18 protein-coding genes are annotated in these 24406 nt (G+C 70.0%); 6 read left to right on the plus strand and 12 right to left on the minus strand.

What is annotated here, in order from left to right; translation table 11 throughout:
• Positions 1–2 precede the first annotated feature (2 nt).
• The gene (locus tag AAW13_RS11790; protein WP_046728660.1) at positions 3–704 is read right to left on the minus strand and encodes a ribonuclease HII; all 702 of its coding nucleotides are present in this window, start codon (positions 702–704) and stop codon (positions 3–5) included.
• Between the two features lie 81 nt (positions 705–785).
• Positions 786–1415, minus strand: a complete 630-nt coding sequence (locus AAW13_RS11795; RefSeq protein ID WP_046728659.1) for a TetR/AcrR family transcriptional regulator — start codon at positions 1413–1415, stop codon at positions 786–788.
• Between the two features lie 197 nt (positions 1416–1612).
• Here AAW13_RS11795 and AAW13_RS11800 point away from each other — a divergent pair, with 197 nt between their 5' ends.
• Positions 1613–3160 (plus strand): MFS transporter, encoded by a 1548-nt coding sequence (locus AAW13_RS11800; RefSeq protein ID WP_071659512.1) that lies wholly within the window; start codon positions 1613–1615, stop codon positions 3158–3160.
• Positions 3161–3455: 295 nt separating this feature from the next.
• Here the strand turns inward: AAW13_RS11800 and AAW13_RS11805 are convergent, their stop codons facing one another.
• The 3 genes from AAW13_RS11805 to AAW13_RS11815 all read right to left on the minus strand — a co-directional run bounded on the left by AAW13_RS11805 (position 3456) and on the right by AAW13_RS11815 (position 5747).
• Complete coding sequence (locus AAW13_RS11805; RefSeq protein WP_046728658.1) at positions 3456–4385, minus strand: ADP-ribosylglycohydrolase family protein; 930 nt, start codon at positions 4383–4385, stop codon at positions 3456–3458.
• A 10-nt stretch (positions 4386–4395) separates the two neighbouring features.
• On the minus strand, positions 4396–5055 hold the full coding sequence (locus AAW13_RS11810) for a histidine phosphatase family protein (protein ID WP_046728657.1): 660 nt from the start codon (positions 5053–5055) through the stop codon (positions 4396–4398).
• A gap of 86 nt (positions 5056–5141) precedes the next feature.
• Positions 5142–5747 (minus strand): YdbC family protein, encoded by a 606-nt coding sequence (locus AAW13_RS11815; protein ID WP_046728656.1) that lies wholly within the window; start codon positions 5745–5747, stop codon positions 5142–5144.
• Positions 5748–5899: 152 nt separating this feature from the next.
• Here AAW13_RS11815 and AAW13_RS11820 point away from each other — a divergent pair, with 152 nt between their 5' ends.
• Positions 5900–6433, plus strand: a complete 534-nt coding sequence (locus AAW13_RS11820; RefSeq protein WP_046728763.1) for a TerD family protein — start codon at positions 5900–5902, stop codon at positions 6431–6433.
• 75 nt (positions 6434–6508) lie between these two features.
• Here AAW13_RS11820 and AAW13_RS11825 read toward each other — a convergent pair whose 3' ends face one another.
• A complete protein-coding gene (locus tag AAW13_RS11825; protein ID WP_046728655.1) occupies positions 6509–9403 on the minus strand; it encodes a vitamin B12-dependent ribonucleotide reductase in 2895 nt (964 codons plus the stop codon).
• A 163-nt stretch (positions 9404–9566) separates the two neighbouring features.
• On the minus strand, positions 9567–10118 hold the full coding sequence (nrdR, locus tag AAW13_RS11830; protein WP_046728762.1) for a transcriptional regulator NrdR: 552 nt from the start codon (positions 10116–10118) through the stop codon (positions 9567–9569).
• 502 nt (positions 10119–10620) lie between these two features.
• On the opposite strand from nrdR, the gene lexA reads away from it, so the two are divergent.
• Positions 10621–11400: a transcriptional repressor LexA gene (lexA, locus tag AAW13_RS11835; protein WP_046728654.1), complete on the plus strand. Its 780-nt coding sequence runs from the start codon at positions 10621–10623 to the stop codon at positions 11398–11400.
• Positions 11401–11553: 153 nt separating this feature from the next.
• On the opposite strand, the gene AAW13_RS11840 is transcribed toward lexA, so the two are convergent.
• The 4 genes from AAW13_RS11840 to AAW13_RS11855 form a co-directional block, all read right to left on the minus strand.
• Positions 11554–13530: an ATP-dependent DNA helicase gene (locus AAW13_RS11840; protein WP_046728653.1), complete on the minus strand. Its 1977-nt coding sequence runs from the start codon at positions 13528–13530 to the stop codon at positions 11554–11556.
• 204 nt (positions 13531–13734) lie between these two features.
• Positions 13735–14562 (minus strand): GNAT family N-acetyltransferase, encoded by an 828-nt coding sequence (locus tag AAW13_RS11845; protein ID WP_046728652.1) that lies wholly within the window; start codon positions 14560–14562, stop codon positions 13735–13737.
• A gap of 198 nt (positions 14563–14760) precedes the next feature.
• Positions 14761–16842, minus strand: coding sequence for an IucA/IucC family protein (locus tag AAW13_RS11850; protein ID WP_046728651.1), 2082 nt, complete (start codon positions 16840–16842; stop codon positions 14761–14763).
• A 301-nt stretch (positions 16843–17143) separates the two neighbouring features.
• Entirely contained in the window at positions 17144–18772 is a 1629-nt protein-coding gene (locus AAW13_RS11855; RefSeq protein ID WP_046728650.1) for a diaminobutyrate--2-oxoglutarate transaminase family protein, read from the minus strand.
• 255 nt (positions 18773–19027) lie between these two features.
• Here AAW13_RS11855 and AAW13_RS11860 point away from each other — a divergent pair, with 255 nt between their 5' ends.
• The 3 genes from AAW13_RS11860 to AAW13_RS11870 all read left to right on the plus strand — a co-directional run bounded on the left by AAW13_RS11860 (position 19028) and on the right by AAW13_RS11870 (position 22509).
• Positions 19028–19939 (plus strand): 5-dehydro-4-deoxyglucarate dehydratase, encoded by a 912-nt coding sequence (locus tag AAW13_RS11860; RefSeq protein ID WP_046728649.1) that lies wholly within the window; start codon positions 19028–19030, stop codon positions 19937–19939.
• The gene (locus tag AAW13_RS11865) at positions 19936–21186 is read left to right on the plus strand and encodes a glucarate dehydratase family protein (RefSeq protein ID WP_046728648.1); all 1251 of its coding nucleotides are present in this window, start codon (positions 19936–19938) and stop codon (positions 21184–21186) included. Before AAW13_RS11860 ends, AAW13_RS11865 begins: the two co-directional genes overlap by 4 nt.
• 99 nt (positions 21187–21285) lie before the next feature.
• Positions 21286–22509: a trypsin-like serine peptidase gene (locus AAW13_RS11870; RefSeq protein WP_206306196.1), complete on the plus strand. Its 1224-nt coding sequence runs from the start codon at positions 21286–21288 to the stop codon at positions 22507–22509.
• A gap of 181 nt (positions 22510–22690) precedes the next feature.
• Here the strand turns inward: AAW13_RS11870 and hflX are convergent, their stop codons facing one another.
• Positions 22691–24181 (minus strand): GTPase HflX, encoded by a 1491-nt coding sequence (hflX, locus tag AAW13_RS11875; protein WP_046728647.1) that lies wholly within the window; start codon positions 24179–24181, stop codon positions 22691–22693.
• Between the last annotated feature and the right edge of the window lie 225 nt (positions 24182–24406).

Consider the following 24406-nt stretch of genomic DNA (forward strand, 5'->3'; position numbering starts at 1 on the left):
CGTCAGAAGTCGAAGCCGAGCTGACCCTCGATCTCCGGAACGTTTCCCTCCGCCCAGCTGCGGACCTTCTTGAGGTGCCGCCACTGGGGCAGCGCATCAAGATACGCCCACGACAACCGGTGGTACGGGGTGGGGCCCCGCTCCTCCAGTGCGGCCTTGTGCACGGGCGACGGATACCCGGCGTTGTCCGCAAATCCGAAGTCTGCATGGTCGACACCCAGTTCGGCCATCATTTTGTCGCGCTGAACTTTGGCGATCACCGAGGCCGCCGCCACGGCCACACACGAACGGTCACCCTTGATGACCGTACGCACCTGCCAGGGCAGGCCCAGGTAGTCGTGCTTCCCGTCGAGGATGACCGCGTCGGGGCGGACCGGCAGGGCCTCCAGGGCTCGGCTCGCCGCGAGTCGCAGCGCGGCCGTCATCCCGAGGTCGTCGATCTCCTCCGGCGAGGCATGCCCCAGGGCATAGGCCGTGACCCAGGTCCGCAGCACCTCGGCAAGTTCCGTACGCCGCTTGATGGTCAGCAGCTTGGAGTCGGTGAGGCCCGTGGGCGGCCGGCGAAGACCGGTGACCGCGGCGCAGACGGTGACGGGGCCGGCCCAGGCGCCGCGCCCCACCTCGTCGACACCGGCAATGACCTTCGCTCCGGTCGTGGCGCGAAGGGAGCGCTCGACGGTGTGAGTAGGTGGTTCGTACGGCATGGCGCCCTTAGGGTACGCCGCGCTGATCCCCGAGCGACACCCCGGCCTCCCGGAGGGCGCGGCCGACCGCCGGAACATGGATCACGCGTCGCGCGACAGCAGTAGCGGAAGCATGAACCCGTCGATCATCTCTTCGATCTCCCGGTCGCTCCATTCGCTTCCAGAAATCTTGGTGCGGTACATCATCATCGCCGGAATGGCGTCGAGGACATAGCCGTTGGCCGCATCGGGCCGTACCTCACCACGCTCTGTGCCACGGGAGACGATCTCGCCGATCAGCCTGGTGGTCGGCTCCACGACCGCTTCGAAGATCACACCATGGAACCTTTCGGCCTGCACCGGATCGCATTCGTGAATCACCGATCGCAGTGCGAAGCCCGGACGCGAGAACATCGCGTCCCGGGTCTGCCGGCACAGGGCCAACAGGTCCTCGCGGACACTTCCGACGTCGGGCGCCTGCTCGAAACGCGGCAGACCGGCCTGTAGGGCGTCGGCGACCAGGTCCTCCTTGGAGGACCAGCGGCGGTAGACCGCGGCCTTGCCGGTCTGGGCCCCGGCGGCGACACCTTCCATGGTGAGACCGTTCCAGCCGACCGTGCTGAGCTGCTCCAAGGCGGCGTCGAGGATCGCGCGTTCGAGAACCGCACCGCGCCGACGAGGGGAAACCGCCTGAGGGGGAGCGGGGGCGGCGGTCCAGCGCGAGGTAACCATCTGAGTTTCTCCAGCGAGCAGGGGAGCGGGGATTGCGGAGCGGGGGATGCGGAGCGGGGGATGCAGCGTGCGACGGCAAAGGGGGACGCGGCACACGACGCAGTTAAGTGAACGCTTGCGTTCTCTACTGAGGACTCACTACCGTTGGCGTGACAGTGAACGCTTACGTTCACTAAAACATTTGTGGGGGATCCACAGTGACAACCTCTCAGCTGATACAGGGCCAGAAACCGGGTGCGGCACGTCGGCAGGGGCGCCCAGGCATCGCCCTCACCGTGATCGCCGCCTGCCAACTCATGGTCGTACTTGACGCGACGATTGTGAACATCGCGCTCCCGCACATTCAAGACGCTCTCAGGTTCAGCACCACGGACCTGACATGGGTGGTCAGCGCCTACACACTCACCTTCGGCGGACTGCTGCTCCTCGGCGCGCGAGCCGGCGACATCCTGGGCCGGCGCCGGGTTTTCATGACCGGCATCCTGCTGTTCACCTTCGCCTCGCTCCTCGGTGGTCTCGCCCAGGAGCCCTGGCAGCTGCTGGCCGCCCGGGCCCTCCAGGGCATGGGCGGCGCGATCGCGTCGCCCACCTCCCTGGCGCTGATCACCACGACGTTCCCCGAAGGCCCGGAACGGAACCGGGCGTTCGGCGTGTTCGCAGCCGTCTCCGCGGGCGGCGGTGCCATCGGACTGCTGGCCGGCGGCATGCTCACCGACTGGCTCGACTGGCGCTGGGTGTTCTTCGTCAACGTGCCGATCGGCCTGCTGATCGTCGCCCTCACCCCGCAGTACATCAACGAGTCCGAACGCCACCCCGGCCGCTTCGACATCGCGGGCGCGCTGACCTCCACACTGGGCATGGCCTCCCTGGTGTACGGCTTCATCCGGGCCTCGGAGGACGGCTGGCGCGACGGCCTGACCCTGGGCTCCTTCGCCGCCGCGGTGGTGCTTCTGCTGGCCTTCGTCTTCATCGAGACCCGGGCGAAGGAACCCATCACACCACTGCGGATGTTCGCCGAGCGTAACCGCTCCGGGACGTACGTCATCATGCTGAGCCTGGCCGCGGCGATGTTCGGCATGTTCTTCTACATCGTGCTGTTCGTGCAGAACGTGCTGGGCTACAGCCCGATCAGAGCCGGTCTGGCCTTCCTGCCGGTGACGGCGGCCATCGCCGTCGGCGCGGGGCTGTCGCAGCGGTTCCTGCCCGTTCTCGGCCCGAAGCCGTTCATGATGACCGGGTCGGCGCTCGTGGTCGTCGGACTGGCCTGGCAGACGTTCATCAACCCCGACAGCTCCTATGTCGGCGGCGTGCTCGGACCCATGCTGGTCTTCGGTTTCGGCATGGGGCTGAACTTCGTGACGGCGACCGTCACCGCGGTGTCCGGGGTCGCCCCGCACGAGGCCGGAGCGGCGTCCGGACTGCTCAACGCCATGCAGCAGGTGGGCGGCTCGCTGGGCCTTTCGATCCTGACCACGGTGTTCGGCACGGCCAGCAAGGACGAGGCGCGGAAGCAGCTGCCGAAGTTCCTCGCCGAGGGTTCGCCGGAGCAGAAGGCGGAGTTCGCCAAGTCCCGTCAGCTGCCCGCGCCGTGGGGGCACGAGGTGCTCGCACACGGCATCTCGACGGCGTTCGTGCCGGCCGCCGCGATGGCCGGGATCGGCCTGCTCACCGCCTGGCTGGTGATCAAGGTCCGCAAGAGCGATCTCGAAGCCCTCGCCGGCACCGCCGGCCCGGGGCTGGGCTGACCCCACGAGGTCCGCACCACTGCGGCCGGCGCCACGGTCAACGTCAGAAGAACCCATCCCACCCACACCCTCCCGCTCCGACTCCGCCTCCCGATCCGCCCTCCGCACCTGGACGGAGCGCGGATCGGATACCGGGAGAACGCCGCACGATTACCCAGAGTTCCCACCGGGCACGGAGAGTACAAAAAGCGAGGTCGGCCATACGGCGAGAGGCGCGGGGCCCGGCCGTCCTACGGGTGACCGCCCCGGCGCGCGGGGGCGGGGCCGTCCTGCTGTGCTCCGCGCGCCGGGGCGGTCACCCGCCGGCGCTGGTGCCCGTCGCCGACGGTGTCCACTGCGGCAGCGGTTCCGTGCGCCGCGCCCAGGCGGCCGGAGGTGCTCCCGCCTCGGCGCCCGCGAGGACGCCGCCCACGATGGCGCAGGTGGTGTCCACATCGCCGCCCACCTGGGCCGTGGCCCAGAACGCCGTCTCGTAGTCGCCGAGGGCACGCGCCGCCGACCACAGGGCGAAGGGGACGGTGTCGTGAGCCGTCGTACGCCGTCCGCAGCCCAGGACGGCCGCGACGGTGCCGGCGTCGCCGTAGTCGAGCATGTCGCGGGCGCGTCGCAGCCCCTGGCCGACGGCGCTCCTGGGGATCAGCGAGATGACGCCGTCGAGGAGGTCCGCGGGGCTCGGCGGGCCGCCGGGCCCGGCTGCCAGAGCGGCGGCGGCAGCGACGGCCATGGCTCCCACGACCGCCTCACGGTGCTGGTGCGTGGGGTAGGCCGAGATCTCGGCCTGATGGGTGGCCTGCTCCGGGTCGTCCGCGTACCAGGCGCCCAGGGGCGCGATCCGCATGGCCGCGCCGTTGCCCCACGATCCCTGGCCGTTGAAGAGCGCGGCGGCCAGTTCACGCCAGTCGCCGCCCTCCCGGACCAGGCGGAGCAGACGGTTGACGGCAGGGCCGTAGCCGCGGTCGAAGTCGTGATGCGTGGCGAAGGAGTGGGCCAGCGCGTCCTGGTCGACGCGTTGATGGGCGGCCAGGACGGCGACGACGGAGCAGGCCATCTCGGTGTCGTCGGTCCACTGCCAGGGACCCGGCGGCAGCTCTCGCCGCTTGAGCAGCGGATAGTTCACCGGGACGAAGAACTGTGAGCCCAGCGCGTCACCGACGGCGAGTCCGCGCAGGCTGGCCAGGGCGCGGTCCAGGCGCCCCGGGGTCGAGGAGTCGAAGGAGGAGGTCATCGCGGCCAGCCTAGCCGCTCATCCAGTGCGGCTCCGGGTCCCGCCAGCGGTCGAAGGGCTGGTCGAGGCTGTACTTGCCGTCGTCTCCGAGAACGAGCATCCGCATCTCGGCGTTCCCAGGGTTGGAGAGCGACTCGAAGTCCGCGACCGTCCAGTGGAACCAGCGCATGCAGAACAGCCGCATCGCCAGACCGTGGGTGACGAGGAGCACGTTCGGCGGGTGGTCCGGTGCCTCGAAGCTGCGGAACAGGCTCTCCAGGAAGCCGCCGACCCGGTCGTACACGTCGGCCCCGGACTCCCCCTGGGGAAAGCGGAAGAAGAAGTGCCCGTACGCGTCCCGGTACGTCTTCTGAAGGCGTACGTCGTCGCGGTCCTGCCAGTTTCCCCAGTCCTGCTCACGCAGCCGGGGCTCCTCACGCACCCGTATGAGATCCGGGTCGAGGTGGAAGGCGCGGAGAGTCTCGTGCGTACGGCGGTACGGGGAGACGTACACGCTGACACGCTCCTGGCCGAAGATCTCCCGGATGCGTTTTCCGGTCTCCTCGGCCTGTCGCCAGCCCCGGTCGGTCAGGGCCAGCGCATGGTCGGGTTCGCGTTCATACACGGAGTCGTCGACATTGCCGGTTGACTCGCCGTGCCGGACAAGGACGATGCGCCGTGGTCGTGCCATGCCAAAACCCTAGATCGAGTGACGCGAAGTCGAGCACTCGGATGGGCCTCATACGGCGCAGGTCACATTAAATGAAGGTTGGATATTCAAACGATCCAGCTCGGTTCGAGCTCCACGATGTCGCCCCTGAGGGCGGCGATGTCGGCCTCAGTCTGGGCGCGCAGTGCCAGACGCTCCACCCGTTCGGTGCGGTACTTGCCGTGCTCGGCCGCCGACCGCCACATCGAGAGGATCAGGAACTCGTGGGCCGGGGCCTCCGCGAACATGCCGCGGATCATGCCGGGAGAACCGGCCATCGCCGGATTCCAGACCTTCTCCTGCATCAGGGTGAAGTGCTCCACACGCTCCTCGTGCACCCGGCAGAGCGCCACCCGGACCAGGTCGGCGTCCGTGAACCGCGGTTCGAAACCGGTCTTCACATCGAACCGGTACTCGAACAGCTTGACCTGCTGGTCCTTGTACGTACCGGACTGGGACGCGGCCAGTCGGTCGTGCGAACGCGCCATGAAGGAGTCGTAGAAGGCACGGCTCTCCCAGAAGGCGAAGGTGTGCGCGACTCCGGGACGCTGCCGACTCCAGCCCCCGCCCTGTCCCCGAAATCCCGGCTCCCCCAGAAGCCCCGCCCATTTCCGCTGCCCCCGCTCGAAGCCCCGGCGGTCCACCACGGTGCAGCGAATCCACTTGACCAGCACCGCGCCATCGTAAGGCCATGAAGGGTGGCGCCGGTCACGCTCCGGCTGAGATCACCCGCGCACGCGCCCCCGCGCGCGTGGCACGATGGACAAAGGGCCTTGGCAGCCCATCAGTTGGGTAAGTGGACCTCTAGGGGGGAAGGGGACGCGTGGTGAGCGGTTTCAGCAAAGCGATCCGCAAGGTCGAGGTCGCGGTGAAGTGGGATCCCAGCCCGTCCGGGCAGCCGCCCACCGATCTCGACGTCGTCGCCGGGACGTTCACGGCGGCGGATCCGTACGGAACCCCGGCCTACCTGGTGCACTTCGACAGCCGTTCGCCCGACGGCACCATCTTCCTCAACCGGGACAGCCAGGACGGCAAGGGTTTCGGCTGGGACGAGGTGATGACGCTCGAACTCGACCGGCTCGCCAGCCAGTACGTGCGCGTGATCGTCGGAGTCGTCATCCAGCAGCGGCCCACGCACCGGACGTTCGTGAACGTCCTGAACCCGGCCGTGCGGGTACGGGAGGGCTACAGCGTGCTGGCCGAGGACGACTTCGGCTCGGTCCTCGGGGCGACGGCCGCCACCGTCGCGGAGTTCGTGCGCGACGGATCCGGCGACTGGGGCTTCCGGCCCGGTCTGCGCGGCTTCGAGGACGACCCGGTGGTCTTCACCCAGGAGATGGGCGGGCTCGGCCGGCCCTGACGGCGGAGGACAGGGACACCGAACGGTAAGGGGCGCCGGCATTGGCCGGCGCCCCTTACCTCACTTCATGGACGGTCAGCTGCAACCGCTGGTCGAGCCGCAGCCCTCGCAGATGTAGCAGGACCCGGCCCGCTGCATCTTCGTGCCGCAGGAGAAGCAGAGCGGGGCGTCGGCCTGGATGCCCAGCTGCATCTCCACCAGCTCGGCGCTGGTGTGAGCCTGCTTCGGGGCGGGCTTGGCCACCTCGGCCCTCGGGGACGCGACGGCCTTCAGCTCCTGGGTGCGCGGTGCCGACTGGGCCAGGCCCTCGACATCGACCTCGTCCTCCTCGATGGAGGGTTCGTACGAACCGGTCTCCAGGTGGCGCTGACGCTCCTCGGCGGAGTGGATGCCGAGCGCGGAACGCGTCTCGAAGGGAAGGAAGTCCAGCGCCAGGCGGCGGAAGATGTAGTCGACGATCGACTGCGCCATCCGCACGTCCGGGTCGTCCGTCATACCGGCCGGCTCGAAGCGCATGTTGGTGAACTTCGAGACGTACGTCTCCAGCGGCACGCCGTACTGGAGACCGACGGAGACCGCGATGGAGAAGGCGTCCATCATGCCCGCGAGGGTGGAGCCCTGCTTGGACATCTTGAGGAAGACCTCGCCGAGGCCGTCGTCCGGGTAGGAGTTGGCCGTCATGTAGCCCTCGGCGCCGCCGACGGTGAAGGACGTGGTGATGCCGGGACGACCCTTCGGGAGGCGCTTGCGGACCGGGCGGTACTCGATGACCTTCTCGACCGTCTCGCGGATGGTCGCCTCGGCCTTCTCGGTGACCTCGGTCTTCTCCTTCTCCTTGGTCTTGGCGGAGAGCGGCTGCCCGACCTTGCAGTTGTCGCGGTAGATCGCGAGCGCCTTGACGCCGAGCTTCCAGGCCTCGTAGTAGATCTCCTCGACCTCCTCGACGGTCGCCGTCTCCGGCATGTTGACCGTCTTGGAGATGGCACCGGAGATCCAGGGCTGGATCGCGGCCATCATGCGGACGTGGCCCATCGGGGAGATGGCGCGCTCGCCCATGGCGCAGTCGAAGACCTCGTAGTGCTCGTGCTTGAGGCCGGGGGCGTCGATCACGTTGCCGTTCTCGGCGATGTGGGCGACGATCGCCTCGATCTGCTCCTCCTGGTAGCCCAGGCGGCGCAGGGCCTGCGGGACCGTGCCGTTGACGATCTGCATCGAGCCGCCGCCGACCAGCTTCTTGAACTTCACCAGGGCGAGGTCGGGCTCGACACCGGTGGTGTCGCAGGACATCGCGAGACCGATGGTGCCGGTGGGCGCGAGGACGGACGCCTGCGAGTTACGGAAACCGTTCTTCTCACCGAGGCGCACCACGTCCTGCCAGGCCTCCGTGGCGGCGGCCCAGACCGGGGTGTCCAGGTCGTCCATGCGGACGGCCACGGTGTTGGCGTCGGCGTGCTGGCGCATGACCCGGTTGTGGGCGTCGGCGTTGCGGGCGTAGCCGTCGTACGGGCCGACGACCGCGGCGAGCTCGGCGGAGCGCTTGTACGCCGTGCCGGTCATCAGGGAGGTGATGGCACCGGCCAGCGCGCGGCCGCCGTCGGAGTCGTAGGCGTGGCCGGTCGCCATCAGCAGGGCGCCGAGATTGGCGTAGCCGATGCCGAGCTGGCGGAAGGCGCGGGTGTTCTCGCCGATCTTCTGGGTCGGGAAGTCGGCGAAGCAGATGGAGATGTCCATCGCGGTGATGACGAGCTCGACGACCTTGCTGAAGCGCTCGACGTCGAAGGACTGGCTGCCCTTGCCGTCGTCCTTCAGGAACTTCATCAGGTTCAGCGACGCGAGGTTGCAGGACGTGTTGTCCAGGTGCATGTACTCGCTGCAAGGGTTCGAGCCGTTGATCCGGCCGGACTCCGGGCAGGTGTGCCAGTGGTTGATGGTGTCGTCGTACTGGATGCCCGGGTCGGCGCAGGCCCAGGCGGCCTCGGCCATCTTGCGGAACAGGCTCTTGGCCTGGACCTCCTCGATGACCTCACCGGTCATACGGGCCCGCAGACCGAACTGCCCGCCCTGCTCGACCGCCTTCATGAACTCGTCGTTCACGCGGACCGAGTTGTTGGCGTTCTGGTACTGGACGGACGTGATGTCGTCGCCGCCCAGGTCCATGTCGAAGCCCGCGTCACGGAGGGCGCGGATCTTCTCCTCCTCCTTGACCTTGGTCTCGATGAAGCCCTCGATGTCGGGGTGGTCGACGTCCAGGATGACCATCTTCGCGGCGCGGCGGGTGGCGCCGCCCGACTTGATGGTGCCGGCCGAGGCGTCGGCGCCGCGCATGAAGGAGACAGGTCCGGAGGCGTTGCCGCCGGAGGAGAGCAGTTCCTTGGAGGAGCGGATCCGGGAGAGGTTCAGGCCGGCTCCGGAGCCGCCCTTGAAGATCATGCCCTCTTCCTTGTACCAGTCGAGGATCGACTCCATGGAGTCGTCGACGGACAGGATGAAGCAGGCGGAGACCTGCTGGGGCTGTGGGGTGCCCACGTTGAACCACACGGGGCTGTTGAAGCTGAAGATCTGGTGCAGGAGGGCGTACGCCAGCTCGTGCTCGAAGATCTCGGCGTCGGCGGGCGTGGCGAAGTACTTGTAGTCCTCGCCGGCCTTCCGGTACGTCTTCACGATGCGGTCGATCAGCTGCTTGAGGCCGGTCTCGCGCTGCGGGGTGCCGACAGCACCACGGAAGTACTTGCTGGTGACGATGTTGACCGCGTTCAACGACCAGAAGTCGGGGAACTCGACGCCACGCTGCTCGAAGTTGATCGAGCCGTCGCGCCAGTTGGTCATGACGACGTCACGGCGCTCCCAGCTCACCTCGTCGTACGGGTGCACGCCGGGGGTGGTGTGGATGCGCTCGATACGCAGTCCCTTGGTGGCCTTCGTCCCCTTCGCGCGGGAACTCCGTGCCGGACCGCTCGCCGTCTCTGTCATGCCGCCTCCCTCTACGGGCAAAAACGCCCTGAAATGCCACGATGTTCCCGTGACACGCTGTTCTGTTTTCGCGTTGCGGGCACCCTGAGCTGCCCCCGCAACAAGTCCTGGATCGCCGTCCGACAACCGGACCCGGGTCCTCCGACCGGTTCCGGTCCGCCCGTCAGCCGGCGATATCGGCGGGCGCGGGCACCCGGGTGGTCCCGCCCGGCCCGCGATCGTCCTCCTGGCTCCCCGCTGCCGCGCCTTCGTCGTCCGCGACGGGGTCCTGCGCCGCCTTCCTGAGCTCCGCGATCGCGGCCTCGAAGTCCTCGAGCGAGTCGAACGCCCGGTAGACGGAGGCGAATCGCAGGTAGGCGACCAGGTCGAGCTCCTGCAACGGGCCGAGTATGGCCAGACCCACGTCGTGGGTGGTCAGCTCGGCGCTTCCGGTGGCGCGCACCGCCTCCTCGACCCGCTGGCCGAGCTGTGCGAGCGCGTCCTCGGTGACAGGCCGTCCCTGGCATGCCTTGCGCACACCGTTGATGACCTTGGTTCGACTGAATGGCTCGGTGACTCCGGACCGCTTGACCACCATGAGCGAGCACGTCTCCACGGTCGTGAAACGACGGGAGCAGTCGGGGCACTGGCGGCGCCTGCGGATCGACGTGCCGTCATCGGTCGTACGGCTGTCGACCACACGGCTGTCGGGATGCCTACAGAAGGGGCAGTGCATGATCTCCAACCCTCCTCACAGCAGACTCGACAGCCTCGCCGGACCTCATGGGTCCCGCGAAGCAGCCCCAAGCATAGGCGATCTCAGAGAGACCGGAGACCCGGGGGACCACAACTTGTGGGCTGCGGTAGCAATCCAACCACTAGATGTGGTGATTGGCTGATACATCGCCAGGTTGCGCGTGTCGCACACGTACCGCTACGGCGGATTCGGAGATAGCGTGAGCGCCGCACGGAGGTCACGTGCGACTCCGGCGCAGATGGGGAGGGTCATCCCGGTCGGCGGCGGCACTGATGGCAGACTGGCACCCGCCCACGAGGCCGTCACCGGCGGTGAAGAGTACAACAATGGACCTTTTGTCCGCCGGGTACCGCATGAGCCATACACCTAGAGATGTGATCGCGTCCGCTGAACCGCGTTTTTTCACTCGAACGTGTGTTTGGCGCAACCTTTCGAAAGCAACTACCGTTGTCCAGCAGGGAGACCATCGAGAGGGGCCGACGTGACCACGACCGCAGACAGTGCCACCATCACCGCCCAGGACCGCTCCCAGGGCCGACTCGACCCGGTGCATGCCATGAACGAAGCCGTGAACCCCGAGGAACACAAGCGTTCCCTGCCGGGCCGACCTCCAGGCATCCGGGCCGACAGCTCCGGGCTCACCGACCGGCAGCGCCGGGTGATCGAGGTGATTCGGGACTCGGTGCAGCGGCGGGGCTACCCGCCGTCGATGCGGGAGATCGGCCAGGCCGTCGGCCTGTCGAGCACCTCCTCGGTGGCGCATCAGCTGATGGCACTGGAGCGCAAGGGCTTCCTGCGGCGCGACCCGCACCGCCCGCGCGCCTACGAGGTGCGCGGTTCCGACCAGGCCGTGACCGTGCAGCCCACGGACACCGCCGGCAAGCCCGCCGCGTCCTATGTCCCGCTGGTCGGCCGGATCGCCGCCGGTGGTCCGATCCTCGCCGAGGAGTCCGTCGAGGACGTCTTCCCCCTCCCCCGACAGCTGGTCGGTGACGGTGAGCTCTTCGTGCTGAAGGTCGTCGGTGACTCCATGATCGAGGCCGCGATCTGTGACGGCGACTGGGTGACCGTCCGCCGCCAGCCGGTCGCCGAGAACGGTGACATCGTCGCCGCCATGCTCGACGGCGAGGCCACGGTCAAGCGCTTCAAGCGCGAGGACGGCCACGTCTGGCTCCTCCCCCACAACGCGGCCTACGAGCCGATCCCCGGCGACGACGCGACCATCCTGGGCAAGGTCGTCGCGGTACTGCGGCGCGTGTGACGCCTGCGGCGGGCGATCATGTCGCCCGCCCTCAGATCGGGCCCCGGGACCCCTGCGCCGGTTCCGGGGCCCTGCACTGTCCGGACCCCGGCGCCCGGCTACTGCGATGCGGGGCCCGACCCGTCCCGACGCGGGGACGGACGGGCCCCTACGTCACTCCGCCTCCGCCTGCTGCGCGACCGCGTCGATGGCAGCCAGCGATTTCCGCACCTGGTTACGGTCCGTGGTGTACCAGAAGTCGGGCAGCGACGCCTTGAGATAGCTCCCGTACCGCGCGGTCGCCAACCGCTGATCGAGTACGGCCACCACGCCCCGGTCCCCGGACGCCCGTACCAGCCGGCCTGCGCCCTGGGCCATCAGCAGCGCGGCATGGGTGGCGGCGACCGCCATGAAGCCGTTGCCACCGGCCTCCTCCACCGCCTTCTGGCGCGCGCTCATCAGCGGGTCGTCGGGGCGCGGGAACGGGATCTTGTCCATGACCACCAGCTGACAGCTGGGGCCGGGGACGTCCACACCCTGCCACAGCGACAGCGTGCCGAAGAGACAGGTCCTGGGATCGGCCGCGAAGTTCTTGATCAGCTCGCCGAGTGTCTCCTCGCCCTGTAGGAGTATCGGGAACTCGGGAATCCGGACGCGCAGTTCCTCGGCGGCCTGCTGGGCTGCCCGCATCGAGGAGAAGAGGCCGAGGGTACGGCCGCCCGCGGCCTGGATCAGCTCGGTGAGTTCGTCGAGCATGTCGGCGCGGTCGCCGTCCCGGGCGGGGCGCGAGAGGTGTTTGGCCACGTAGAGGATGCCCTGCTTCGGGTAGTCGAAGGGCGAGCCGACGTCGACCCCCTTCCACTGCGGGAAGTCCTCGCCCTCGGTGCCCTCCGGGGCGAGGCCCAGGGAGGCACCGACGCCGTTGAAGTCGCCGCCGAGTTTCAGGGTCGCCGAGGTGAGGACGACCGAACGGTCCGCGAAGAGCTTTTCCCTCAGCAGGCCCGACACCGACATCGGGGCGACACGGACGGAGGCACCGAACCGGTCGTGCCGTTCGTACCAGACGACGTCCCACTCGGAGCCGTTCACGATCCGCTCCGCCACGTCGTGCACGGACTCCACCGAGGCCAGTGCCTGTTTGCGGACCGCGTCCTCGTCCTGGACCGACTTGTCGCGTGTGGTGCCGATCGCCGAGATCACCGTGCGGGCCGCGTCCCGCAGAGCGGCGAGGGCGTAGCCGAGATCCTCCGGGATCTCCTCGAGGCGGCCCGGCAGGGCCAGCTCCATCAGCCGCTCGAAGCCCTCGGCGGCGGTCTGGAGCTGATCGGCGGCCTTCTCGTCGACGAGTTTGGCGGCGCGCCGCACGGCACGGTTGACCTGGCCCGGAGTGAGCTCACCGGTGGCGACGCCGGTGACCCGGGAGACCAGTTCGTGCGCCTCGTCCACGATCAGCACCTCGTGCGGCGGAAGCACCGGGGCGCCCTCGATGGCGTCGATGGCGAGCAGCGCGTGGTTGGTGACGACCACCTCCGCCAGCTTGGCGCGCTCGCGGGCCAGCTCGGCGAAGCACTCGGCGCCGTAGGCGCACTTGGAGGCGCCGAGACACTCCCGGGAGGAGACGGAGACCTGGGCCCAGGCTTTGTCGGAGACACCCGGCGTGAGGCCGTCGCGGTCGCCGCTCTCGGTCTCGTCGGCCCAGTCCCGCAACCGCAGCAGGTCCTGACCCAGCTTGCTGGTCGGCGCGGCTGCCTCGAACTGGTCGAAAAGGCCCTCCTCCTCGTCCTGCGGCACCCCCTCGTGCAGCCGGTGCAGGCACAGGTAGTTCGACCGGCCCTTGAGCATCGCGAACTCAGGGCGGCGGCGCAGCAGCGGGTGCAGGGCGTCGACGGTCCTGGGCAGGTCCCGTTCCACGAGCTGTCTCTGAAGGGCGAGGGTGGCCGTCGCCACGACGACCCTCTCCCCGTGCGCCAGCGCCGGTACCAGGTAGCCGAGCGACTTTCCGGTGCCGGTGCCGGCCTGGACCAGCAGATGGGATCCGTCGTCGATCGCCTCGGCGACCGATTCGGCCATGGTCACCTGGCCGGGGCGCTCCGTGCCGCCGACGGCTGCGACAGCGGCATGCAGGAGTTCAGGGAGTGAGGGCTTCGTCATAGCGCGACCACCCTACGGCCCGGCGCTGACAATCGGGCGGTCGAGCCGGAGCCGAGGGGTCTGATCACGCCGGGGCCGCCGGAACGGACCGGCGCAGCGGGGAAGGGGCAGGCCGGAGTTCGGGCCGCTTCGAATTTCTTCGAGCGGCCGGGAACTCGATCGGTCGCCGCTTCGTACTACATGTGTACGCGCAGTCACGCAGCGCTACATCAGGTGACGCAGGGACCGGTCCCTCATCATGAGGGCGGCCCGTTTGCCAGGCAGATCGACCTCGGCGGCGTAGCGGTAGCCCGCGTTGAGGAAGGCGGCCACGGAGGGGGTGTTGTGAAGATCAGGTTCCGCGACGACGCGCGCACAGGCCGGGCGGCGATCCAGTACGAGATCGGCCACCGCTCTGAGCAGGGCGGACCCCAGTCCCCGTCCGCGATCGGAGGGATCGCCGATGAGGAGATGCAGCCCGGTGTCGTGCGGGCGGGCCGGATAGCGGCGGGCGAGGGGATCCAGGTCGGCTCGGTAGATCTCCCAATAACTCATGGGAGTGCCGTCCAGCAGGCCCAGACACGGCACACTGCGTCCGTCGCCCGCGAGTTGGATCCGCAGGTACTCCTCGGTCTGCGCCCGTGAGCCGGCCAGCTGCCAGAACGCGGCCACCGCGGGGTCGTTCATCCAGCGGCTGATGACCGGCAGGTCGCGTTCCATGTGCACCGGCACGAGCAGGAAGGACCCCACCGGCGTCGGAGTCGCACCCCAGGTGTCCACGTGGTCGAGCAGGTCCGACGTGTCCAGTGGTCCAGGGGCCGGCGTCCCCGTGGTGGCGGCGCCGGGTCTCTCGCCCACGTCGGGTCGGGGTGTCTTCCCTGCGCAGAGGACGCGGAGTTCCGCGGGCAAACGGAGGTCCAGGGTGTCCTCGCAGTCCCTGGTGTCCTCGCAGTCCCTGGTGTCCTCGGCGGGTCCGGATCGGCCGGGGTGGTAGGGGCGGCCGGGGCGGACCGGTACGGGGCCTGCGTCGGCGCTCGCGTCGGTGGGAGGCATGGTGCGCTCCTCTCAGAAGACGAGGTGGGGCATGTTCCTCGGTCGGTGAATGACGTCAGGTGATCGTCGAAGGGAAGGCGGTGATCGTCGGAGTATGGGCAGTGGGCGGCGGAGCCCGGCAGGTGGTCGATGACGGAAGGGCGGTGGCCGGCGGAACGGAAGAACAACGAGTGGGCGAGACGACAGTGCGAAAGCGCGTCAGCAGTGGAGGGGGTTGGCGATGGTGACGTAGACGGACTGGGTGTCGACCGGACCGACGAGCTCGTCGAGGCCGTGCAGGCGGGTCAGCAGGTTGGCCTTGCAGCGCAGGACCGGTGAGTCGAGCAGACGGGCGGGCAGGGAGCTGCGCAGCCGGGCGGGTCCGCGGGCCGTCTCGGTGAGGAACCCTCGGAACGCCGCGAGGAGCAGACGCTCGTCGGCGAGCCGCTGGGAGCCGAACGCTCCGATGAGGCCGAAGACGTTGTTGATGCCGAGGTAGTAGGCGAAGCGCTCGTCGGTGACCTCGTCGGAGACGAAGGTGTCGCTCTGCTCGCCGATGCCGGGCAGCCGGGCATCCAGGTCGGCCCGCCGGGACTCGCGGAAGTAGTAGCCCTGGTTGTCTCGGTAGCGGCCGCCGGCGGGCCAGCCGTCGGCGTCCAGCAGGAGCAGGGTGTTCTGCTGATGCGCCTCGAGCGCGACGCCGACCTCGCCGTCCAGCCACAGCACCGGGCGGACGACCTGCTCCAGGTAGCGCAGGAACCACTCGGCGCTGACGGCGCCGACGGGCCGGCCGGTGCGTTCGGCGAGCCGGGCGACCACCCGGGCCAGCCGGGAGCGGTGCGGCTGCGGTGAACTGCCGTACGGCCTGTGGTTCGGTTGGTGGTTCGGTTGGTGGTTCGGTTTGGCGTTCGACGCCGGGGTCTCGTGGGGCCGGGGCGTGACCAGTCCGGCGACGCAGGACACGTCGTCGGCGGGGGTGAACGGGTTGTGCCGGACCATCACGTCGAGTCCTTGCACGGGCCAGCCGTCCTGGTCGTCGACGGCCAGCCAGGCGGGGTCGCGCACGATGTCGAAGCCCGGGTGGACGGCCTGCCACTGCTCGGCGAGGCCGGTGCGCAGCAGACGGTGCACCTCGACGCCTCGGTGGAGTTCCTTGCGGAGGTTCTCACGGCGGGAGTTGGTGATGCGCAGGCCCAGCGACAGCTTGAGCATGGCGGGAGCACCGGTGCGGTGGACGGTGCGTACGGAGGAGGTGGGGTACCAGGGGGCACCGAGAGGGCCCAGGTCGCGGAGGAGTCCGGCGTCGAGGAGGGCGGCGGGCACCTCGCGGAGACGGAGCTCGCGGGCCTGCCAGGGGTGCAGGGGCAGGGCGGCGGCATGACCGTCCGGCATCGGCAGGGGCTGGTCCGTGAGGCGTCGCATGAGGTCGGGTGCGGGCACGGGACGGCCGCGTTCGGTCCAGGCCGAGTCGGTGGCGAGCAGGGAGGAGTGGACCGTCATCCAGTGCAGTGGAAAGGAGCCGCGCAGCTCCGGTGAGTAACGCCGGGCCTCGGACTCGGTCAGGCCCTCCCGGCTCTTCGGGGTCGGGTGCAGCGGATGCCCGAGAAGGAGCGCCTGCTCGGCGGCGAGGAAACGGTCGGGGCCGTCGGCGGGACGGGCGCGCCGGTCCGCGATGAAGGTGGCGGTGCGGCGCAGGGAGTCGGCGACGCGGGCCACGAGGTCGTCCTCGGAGGAGACGTCCAGGGCGTCCTGGGTGGCGGACGCGCCCTCGCCGACACGAAGTACGCCGCCGGCGACGGCTCGGCCGGGGTCGGCAGCGGCTCGGCCGGGGTCGGCGACGGCTCGGCCGGGGTCGGCGACGGCTCGGACAGCCGTGCCCTTGGGTCCGTGTGCTGTCTCGCGGGCGAGCAGGGCGGCGAGGGTGACCGCGTCCACAGGCGGGGCGGAGCCGGGGGCGCCGGAGAGCTGGGGTGGGCCGAAGCGGTGCCAGCCCGTCGGGGACCAGTGGCGGACCGGGGTGATCAGGACGGTGCCGCTGGCGGGCAGCGGGATGCGGAGGGTGCCGTTGTCGGGCGCGGGGAGGATCGTCTCGCGCACCCAGCAGCGGAGCAGGTTCTCCACGGCCGCGGCCTGGGCGGCGGTGTGGGGATCCGGGTGTTCCAAAAGGTCCTCCGTGTCGTCGTTCGACCTTTCGGGCCGGCCGGCGCGGCCGCGTTGCTGGGGAACCGACTCGGCGAGTGGAACGGGGCGTCCCTGTGGGCCCTGGTCTCCGGGGTCGTCGGGATCGGGGGTGGCGTTCACGGGGTTCCTCGGGGCTCGGGCGGTGTGGATGCGCGTCGTGCGGGAGGGGCGAGCGGGGCCGACGGGGTCGGGAGTCGAGTACGGCGGGTCGGAGCGGGCGGCGAAGGAGAGAGACGGGAAACGGGAGATGGGAGAGAACACGGATGGGGGCCGGTCCGGTCACGGTGGGCCGGCCGGGAGCGAGGTCCTTCACGGCTGCCAGGGTCATGCTGGCGTCCTGGGCCTTGCCCACGTCCAGGGTCGTGCCGGTCCTCAGGAGCTTCGGGGGCCTTCCGGCTCGTCCGGTTTCCGGGCGCCCCGGCTAGTCGGCCGGATCCTTGAGGCCGTCTGGTTGGCGGGGGCGGACGCCGTGGGCGGCCGGGTCGCGGGCCACCGCCGCCACGGCGTCGGCGAGGCGGTCCATCACGGCGGCGGCCTGTTCGTCGGTGATCGTCAGCGGCGGGAGAAGCCTCACGACAGCGGCGTGGCGTCCACCCAGTTCAACGATCAGGCCCCGTTCCAGGCAGGCTCGTTGGACGGCGGCGGCCAGCTCGGGGGCGGCGGGGTGCGGTCCGACGGACCCGGTCCCGGACCGGGAGCCGGAGCCGAACCCGGACCCGGACCGGGAGCCGGAGCCGGGCCGAGAGCTGGAGTCGGAGCCGGGCCGAGAGCCGGAGCCGGAGCCGGACCGAGAGCCGGAGCCGAACCCGGACCCGGGCCGAGAGCCGGAGTCGGAGTCGGACCCGGACCGAGAGTCGGAGTCGGAACCGGAGTCAGGAGGGCTCTCCCCCCACGGACGTCGTTCCGTCTCTGGGTCGACCAGTTCCACGCCGATCATCAGGCCCCGGCCGCGTACGTCTCCCACGCAGGCGAAATCGTTCTTGAGTCGGCCGAGTTGGCTCAGCATGCGGGTGCCGAGCAGGCGGGCTCGGTCGGCGAGGGCGTTCTCGCGGACGTGGGCGAGGGTGGCGGTACCGGCGGCCATGGCGAGCTGGTTGCCGCGGAAGGTGCCGGCGTGGGCGCCGGGTTCCCAGACGTCGAGGTCGTCGCGGTAGACGACGACCGCGAGGGGGAGGCTGCCGCCGATGGCCTTGGAGAGGACCATCACGTCAGGGGTGACGCCGCTGTGCTCGACGGCCCAGAAGGCGCCGGTCCGGCCCACCCCGGTCTGGATCTCGTCCGCGATCAGGGGGATGGACCGGTCCGCCGTGAGCCGGCGCATCCGGCGGAGCCAGTCGTCGGGGGCGGGCAGCACTCCGCCCTCGCCCTGGACGGGTTCGAGGATCATGCCGGCGGGCTGCGGGACGCCGGACTTGGGGTCGTCGAGCAGGGACTCGGTCCAGCGGGCGGCGAGTTCCGCGCCCTGCGGGCCGCCGACGCCGAACGGGCAGCGGTAGTCCTGCGGATAGGGCAGCCGGGCGACCCGGACGTCGCCTGCTCCGCCGGAGGCGGCCAGCGCACCCTCGGTCATCCCGTGGTAGGCGCCGGTGAAGGCGAGGACGCCGGTGCGTCCGGTCGCGGCGCGCACCAGCTTGAAGGCGGCCTCGACGGCGTCCGTCCCGGCGGGTCCGCAGAACTGGACGCGGGCGCGGCCTGCGAGGCCGGGCGGCAGGGTGCGGAACAGTTCGGTGATGAAGGCGTCCTTCACGGGGGTCGCCAGATCGAGTACCGAGAGCGGAGCGCCGGAGTCGAGTACCTTGCGGATCGCCTCCAGCACGACGGGGTGGTTGTGGCCGAGCGCGAGGGCGCCGGCACCGGAGAGACAGTCCAGGTACCGGCGGCCGTCGGCGCCCTCGATGGTCAGTCCGCGTGCCCGCACCGGCACGATGGGGAGGGCTCGGGCATAGGTGCGGGCCCGCGACTCGCGCGCGGACTGGCGCCTGAGAATCACCTCGTGCGCCCCGGGTGCTCCCCCGAACGTTTCCCCGGTCACCGACTCCGTCACGGCCACGGCTCGCTGTCCTCCCGCTGTCCAGGGGCGAGTTGTTCGGGGGGTACCGGACACAGGCAGCCGGAGCCCCACCGCTACAACCCCGGACCGTCCGGCGGGTTACGGGTCGCTCCGAAGATCCTTGCCGTCACTTTGGGATCCTCCGCCCTTCGGTGAACTCCCCGTCATGTCTTGACATGCGGATCAAGAGGTTCGTAGCTTGGGCCGGTATTTAGATCCATGAAGAGAATTCATGGATATGAACACGAGGGAGCCATGAAGTTCCAAGGAGTGTTGTTCTTCCCGGTCACGCCCTTCGCGGCGGACGGCTCGCTGGACGAGGACCGGCTCGCCCGGCACATCGGGTCCGGGGTGGCGGCAGGCGCCGGGGGCGTGTTCGTGGCCTGCGGCACCGGCGAGTTCCACGCGCTCACGACCGACGAGATCGAGCGGGCCACCCGGGTCGCGGTCACCGTCACCGCCGGGCGGGTGCCGGTGCTGGCGGCGGCCGGCGGCCCCGTGCCGGTCGCCCGTGACCAGGTCGCCCGCATCGGGGCGGCGGGCGCCGACGGGCTCCTGCTGCTGCCGCCGTACCTGGTGAACGCGCCGCAGCAGGGCCTGGTCCGGTACGTCGAGGAGGTCACCGCCGCGACGGCGCTGCCGGTCGTCTTCTACCAGCGCGGCACGGCCCGGTTGACCGAGCAGACGGCGGCGGCGATCGCGGCCCTGCCACGGGTCGTCGGCCTCAAGGACGGCATCGGCGACATCGAGCAGATGCAGCGCATCGTCCGGGCGGTCGGTCAGGTGCCCGGGAAGGGCGACGACTTCGCGTTCTTCAACGGTCTGCCCACCGCCGAGATGACCGCCCTCGCCTACCGGGGCATCGGCGTCGGCCTGTACTCGTCGGCGGTGTTCGCGTTCGCCCCCGAGATCGCCGTGGCCTTCCACCGGGCGCTCGAAGACGGTGACTCACCGCTCGTGCGCACCCTCCTGGACGAGTTCTACGGGCCGCTCGTACGGCTCCGCGACGAGGTGCCCGGTTATGCCGTGGCGCTGGTCAAGGCCGGGGTGGCACTCCGCGGTCCGGCCGTGGGCGGGGTCCGCGCGCCGCTCGTCGACCCCACGCCGGAGCATGTGGCCCGGCTCGCGGCACTCATCGATCACGGACTGGAGGTCGTCCACGCATGAAGCCCACCCGGATCAGGGAACTGGTCATCACCCCCATCGCCTTCCGCGACCCGCCGCTGCTCAACTCGAACGGCGTGCACGAGCCGCTCGCGCTGCGGATCGTGCTGCAACTGGTCCTGGAGGACGGCACCGTGGGGCTCGGGGAGTCCCCCGGTGGGACGGCGCGTCTGGAGCGCCTCGAGGCGGCCGCCAACACGGTCGTCGGCCTGGACGTCTTCGACACGACGGCGGTGTCGGCGGCGATCGACGCGGCGCTGCTGCCGACCGTGCCCAGTTCCCACGAACGCGGCTGGACCACGAGCGCGGTGGAGGTGGCCTGTCTCGACGCCCAGGGCAAGCTGCTCGGACGCCCGGTCAGCGATCTGCTCGGCGGTACGGTCCGGGAGTCGGTGCCGTTCGCGGCGTACCTCTTCTACAAGTGGGCGGAGCACCCGGCCCTGGACGGCCGCCCGGCGGTCGGCGACGACTGGGGCCCGGCGCTGGACCCGGCCGGGGTCGTCGGGCAGGCGCGGCTCATGCAGGAGCGGTACGGCTTCCGGTCGTTCAAGCTGAAGGGCGGTGTGTTCCCGCCGGACGAGGAGATCGCGGCGATGCGGGCGCTGGCCGAGGCGTTCCCCGGGCAGCCGCTGCGGCTCGACCCCAACGTGGCCTGGTCGGTGGAGACGTCGAAGTACGTCGCCGACGAGCTCGCGGACGTCCTCGAATACCTGGAGGACCCGACCGCGGGCATCGAGGGCATGGCGGCGGTGGCGAAGGACTCGCCCCTCCCCCTCGCCACCAACATGTGCGTGGTGGCCTGGGAGCACCTCAGGCCCGCGATCGAGCAGAACGCGATCCAGGTGCTGCTCACCGACCACCACTACTGGGGCGGACTGCGACGCACCCGTGAACTCGCGGCCGTCTGCGAGGCGTTCGGGATCGCGCTGTCCATGCACTCCAACTCGCACCTCGGCATCAGCCTCGCCGCGATGACCCATGTCGCGGCGGCCATCCCGAACCTGGACCACTCCTGCGACACGCACTACCCGTGGAACGGCGCGGACGACGTGATCCGGCCCGGGGTACTGGAGTTCAAGGACGGGGAGGTCCGCGTCCCCACCGGTCCCGGACTCGGTGTGGAACTCGATCACGAGGTTCTCGACCGTCTGCACCGCCTGTACCTGGAGTCGGGAATGCGCACACGGGACGACACCGGTTACATGCGGCGCGTGGATCCCGGCTACGAACTGCGGTTGCCTCGCTGGTGAGACCCGTAGCGAAACCGTTGCCCGGCCATGAGTGGACCCCCACAGCGAGCGCATAGTGTGTGGCGCTGAAGTTCCTTACCGACAGGGGGAGTCACCACCATGCGATCCATCCGGCCGTCGTCCGTCCTTCGGCGGGGAGGGCGCGCGCCCCGGGCGCTGGCGGGCGTCGCGCTCGCCTCCGCGCTGGCGCTCACCGTCGGCGCGTGCAGCGGCTCCGGCGACGACAACGCGGGCGGCCCGGCGTCCGCGTCCGTCACGTCGGACCCCGGCGACGGCAAGATAAAGATCCCGGACGACATCAAGAACAAGCTCAAAGAGCACGGGATCGACATCGACAAGTGGAAGCACGGCGCCTGGAAGAACTGGGACCGGGACGACTGGCTGCGTGAGGCCAACGACTTCGTCAACCCCATCATCAAGGGCCTGTGGGACCCACACCGGATGCGGGACGCCGACGACCCGGACAAGAACAAGGGCGTCGACGACAACGACCTCTCGGGCGACCAGGGGGTGACCGATCCGGCTCCGGCACCGGTTCAGGCGAAGGCGGTCCCGCCGACGTACCACGCCGGCGCGGCCACGGCCGGGAAGGTCTTCTTCGACGCCCCCGAGGGCACGATGGTCTGCTCGGCGACGGTCGTCGAGGACCCCGCGCACCCGGGCAAGTCCAACCTGGTGTGGACGGCGGGACACTGTGTGCACGCCGGGAAGAAGGGCGGCTGGTACCGCAACATCGCGTTCGTGCCGTCGTACAACGACAGGGGCCTGACCGGTGCGGCGCTGGCGAAGGCGACCCGGTCCGAGGTCGCGCCGTACGGGGTGTGGTGGGGTGACGGGGCGCAGACCTCGCAGCAGTGGATCGACCAGGGCGGCGAGACCGGCGGCGACGGCGCGTCGTACGACTACGCGGTGATCCATGTGACGCCGGAGCAGGGCAGTGGGGGCAAGTCCCTGGAGGAGACGATCGGTTCGGCGCTCCCGGTGAACTTCGACGCGCCGGCCGTGCCGAAGGTGTCGAGCATCACCGCCACCGGGTATCCGGCGGCCAAGCCGTACGACGGGTCCTTGCTGTACCAGTGCGCGGACAAGCCGGGGCGGCTGTCGGTGGACGCGGCGGCGCCGACGATGTACCGGATCGGGTGCACGATGACCGGCGGGGCGTCCGGCGGCGGCTGGGTGGAGAAGGGTGCCGACGGGAAGGTGGCGCTGGTCTCCAACACGTCCATCGGGCCGGTGAGTTCGGGATGGCTGGCCGGGCCGCGGTTCGGTGATGTGGCCAAGGGCGTGTACGAGACGGTCAGCAACGAGTTCGCTGATCAGTGAGGGCGGCTGATATCGCCTTGTCGCCGTAGGGGGACGGTGGTTCGGCGGCCGACGGCCGTCGTGGGTTGCTCGCGCAGTTCCCCGCACCCCTGAAAGACAAGGGACTCCGCCCCTGAACGACAAGAGACACAAGGCCCCGCTCCTCGGTCGAGGGGAGCGGGGCCTTCGGTCGTGCCGGGTGTCAGGCAGCCGGGGTCGGGACGTACGGCGCGAGTTCCGCCGCCAGTTCCTCGTGCACGCGCACCTTGAGGAGAGTGCCCTCGGCGGTGTGCTCCTCCGAGAGGACCTCGCCCTCGTTGTGGGCGCGGGCGACCAGCTTGCCGTGGGTGTACGGGACCAGGGCCTCGATCTCGACCGACGGGCGGGGCAGGTCGTTGTCGAGAAGGGCCAGCAGTTCGTCGATGCCCTGGCCCGTGCGGGCCGAGACGGCGATGGACCGCTTCTCGACGCGGAGCAGGCGCTGGAGGACCAGGGGGTCCGCCGCGTCCACCTTGTTGATCACGACGATCTCGGGTACGTCGGTGGCTCCGACGTCCCTGATCACCTCGCGCACGGCGGCCAGCTGCTCCTCCGGAGCCGGGTGCGAGCCGTCGACCACGTGCAGGATCAGGTCGGAGTCGCCGACCTCCTCCATCGTGGAGCGGAACGCCTCGACCAGGTGGTGGGGCAGGTGGCGGACGAAGCCGACGGTGTCCGCCAGGGTGTAGAGGCGGCCGCCGGGGGTCTCGGCCCGGCGGACCGTCGGGTCCAGGGTCGCGAACAGGGCGTTCTCGACCAGGACACCGGCGCCCGTGAGGCGGTTGAGCAGGGAGGACTTGCCGGCGTTGGTGTAGCCCGCGATGGCGACGGACGGCACCTTGTTGCGGCGGCGCTCCTGACGCTTGATCTCGCGGCCGGTCTTCATGTCCGCGATCTCCCGGCGCATCTTCGCCATCTTCTCGCGGATCCGGCGCCGGTCCGTCTCGATCTTGGTCTCACCGGGGCCACGCGTGGCCAGGCCGCCGCGACCGCCACCCATCTGCCGGGACAGCGACTGACCCCAGCCGCGCAGCCGCGGCAGCATGTACTGCATCTGTGCGAGCGCGACCTGCGCCTTGCCCTCTCGGGACTTGGCGTGCTGGGCGAAGATGTCCAGGATCAGGGCGGTCCGGTCGATGACCTTGACCTTGACGACGTCCTCCAGCTGAATCAGCTGGCCGGGGCTCAGCTCACCGTCGCAGATGACCGTGTCGGCGCCGGACTCGAGGACGATGTCGCGCAGCTCCAGGGCCTTGCCGGAGCCGATGTAGGTGGCCGCGTCGGGCTTGTCACGGCGCTGGATGACGCCGTCGAGCACCAGCGCGCCCGCCGTCTCGGCGAGGGCGGCGAGCTCCGCGAGGGAGTTGTCCGCGTCCTGCGCGGTGCCCGAGGTCCACACCCCGACCAGTACGACCCGCTCGAGTCGGAGCTGTCGGTACTCGACCTCGGTGACGTCCTCGAGCTCGGTGGAGAGGCCCGCGACACGGCGCAGGGCCGCGCGCTCGGAGCGGTCGAACTGGTCGCCGTCCCGCTCTCCGTCGATCTCGTGGCTCCAGGCGACGTCCTCTTCCATCAGGGCATCGGCCCGAAGACCGTCGGAGTAGTCCTGCGCGAGGCGCCTGGTGTCCTGGGAAGGGGAAGAAGAGGAGGTCATTGGGTCCTTAGTGTCGATGGGAATGCCGATGCCGGCGGCTGTCGCGCCGACACTGGTTCAACGTACGTGTACCCCGGGAGATTCCCCGTGACCCGTGACCCGTGACCCGTGACCCGTGATCCGTGATCCGTGATCCGTGACCAGTGGCCGGCGACCGGCGACCGGCGACCCGTGCGGCGCCGGCCCCATGATGGTCGCACGGGCGGCGCCGCCTCGGCACCGTGT

Source organism: Streptomyces humi (assembly GCF_001005085.2).
In the GTDB taxonomy this organism is placed as follows: Bacteria; Actinomycetota; Actinomycetes; order Streptomycetales; family Streptomycetaceae; genus Streptomyces; species Streptomyces humi.

What these genes read in the sequence shown, in the direction of transcription:
- AAW13_RS11790 (WP_046728660.1), bottom strand. Translation starts at nt 704, where the DNA reads ATGCCGTACGAACCACCTACTCACACCGTCGAGCGCTCCCTTCGCGCC.
- AAW13_RS11795 (WP_046728659.1), bottom strand. Translation starts at nt 1,415, where the DNA reads ATGGTTACCTCGCGCTGGACCGCCGCCCCCGCTCCCCCTCAGGCGGTT.
- AAW13_RS11805 (WP_046728658.1), bottom strand. Translation starts at nt 4,385, where the DNA reads ATGACCTCCTCCTTCGACTCCTCGACCCCGGGGCGCCTGGACCGCGCC.
- AAW13_RS11810 (WP_046728657.1), bottom strand. Translation starts at nt 5,055, where the DNA reads ATGGCACGACCACGGCGCATCGTCCTTGTCCGGCACGGCGAGTCAACC.
- AAW13_RS11825 (WP_046728655.1), bottom strand. Translation starts at nt 9,403, where the DNA reads ATGACAGAGACGGCGAGCGGTCCGGCACGGAGTTCCCGCGCGAAGGGG.
- nrdR (WP_046728762.1), bottom strand. Translation starts at nt 10,118, where the DNA reads ATGCACTGCCCCTTCTGTAGGCATCCCGACAGCCGTGTGGTCGACAGC.
- AAW13_RS11840 (WP_046728653.1), bottom strand. Translation starts at nt 13,530, where the DNA reads ATGACGAAGCCCTCACTCCCTGAACTCCTGCATGCCGCTGTCGCAGCC.
- AAW13_RS11845 (WP_046728652.1), bottom strand. Translation starts at nt 14,562, where the DNA reads ATGCCTCCCACCGACGCGAGCGCCGACGCAGGCCCCGTACCGGTCCGC.
- AAW13_RS11860 (WP_046728649.1), top strand. Translation starts at nt 19,028, where the DNA reads ATGAAGTTCCAAGGAGTGTTGTTCTTCCCGGTCACGCCCTTCGCGGCG.
- AAW13_RS11865 (WP_046728648.1), top strand. Translation starts at nt 19,936, where the DNA reads ATGAAGCCCACCCGGATCAGGGAACTGGTCATCACCCCCATCGCCTTC.
- AAW13_RS11870 (WP_206306196.1), top strand. Translation starts at nt 21,286, where the DNA reads ATGCGATCCATCCGGCCGTCGTCCGTCCTTCGGCGGGGAGGGCGCGCG.
- hflX (WP_046728647.1), bottom strand. Translation starts at nt 24,181, where the DNA reads ATGACCTCCTCTTCTTCCCCTTCCCAGGACACCAGGCGCCTCGCGCAG.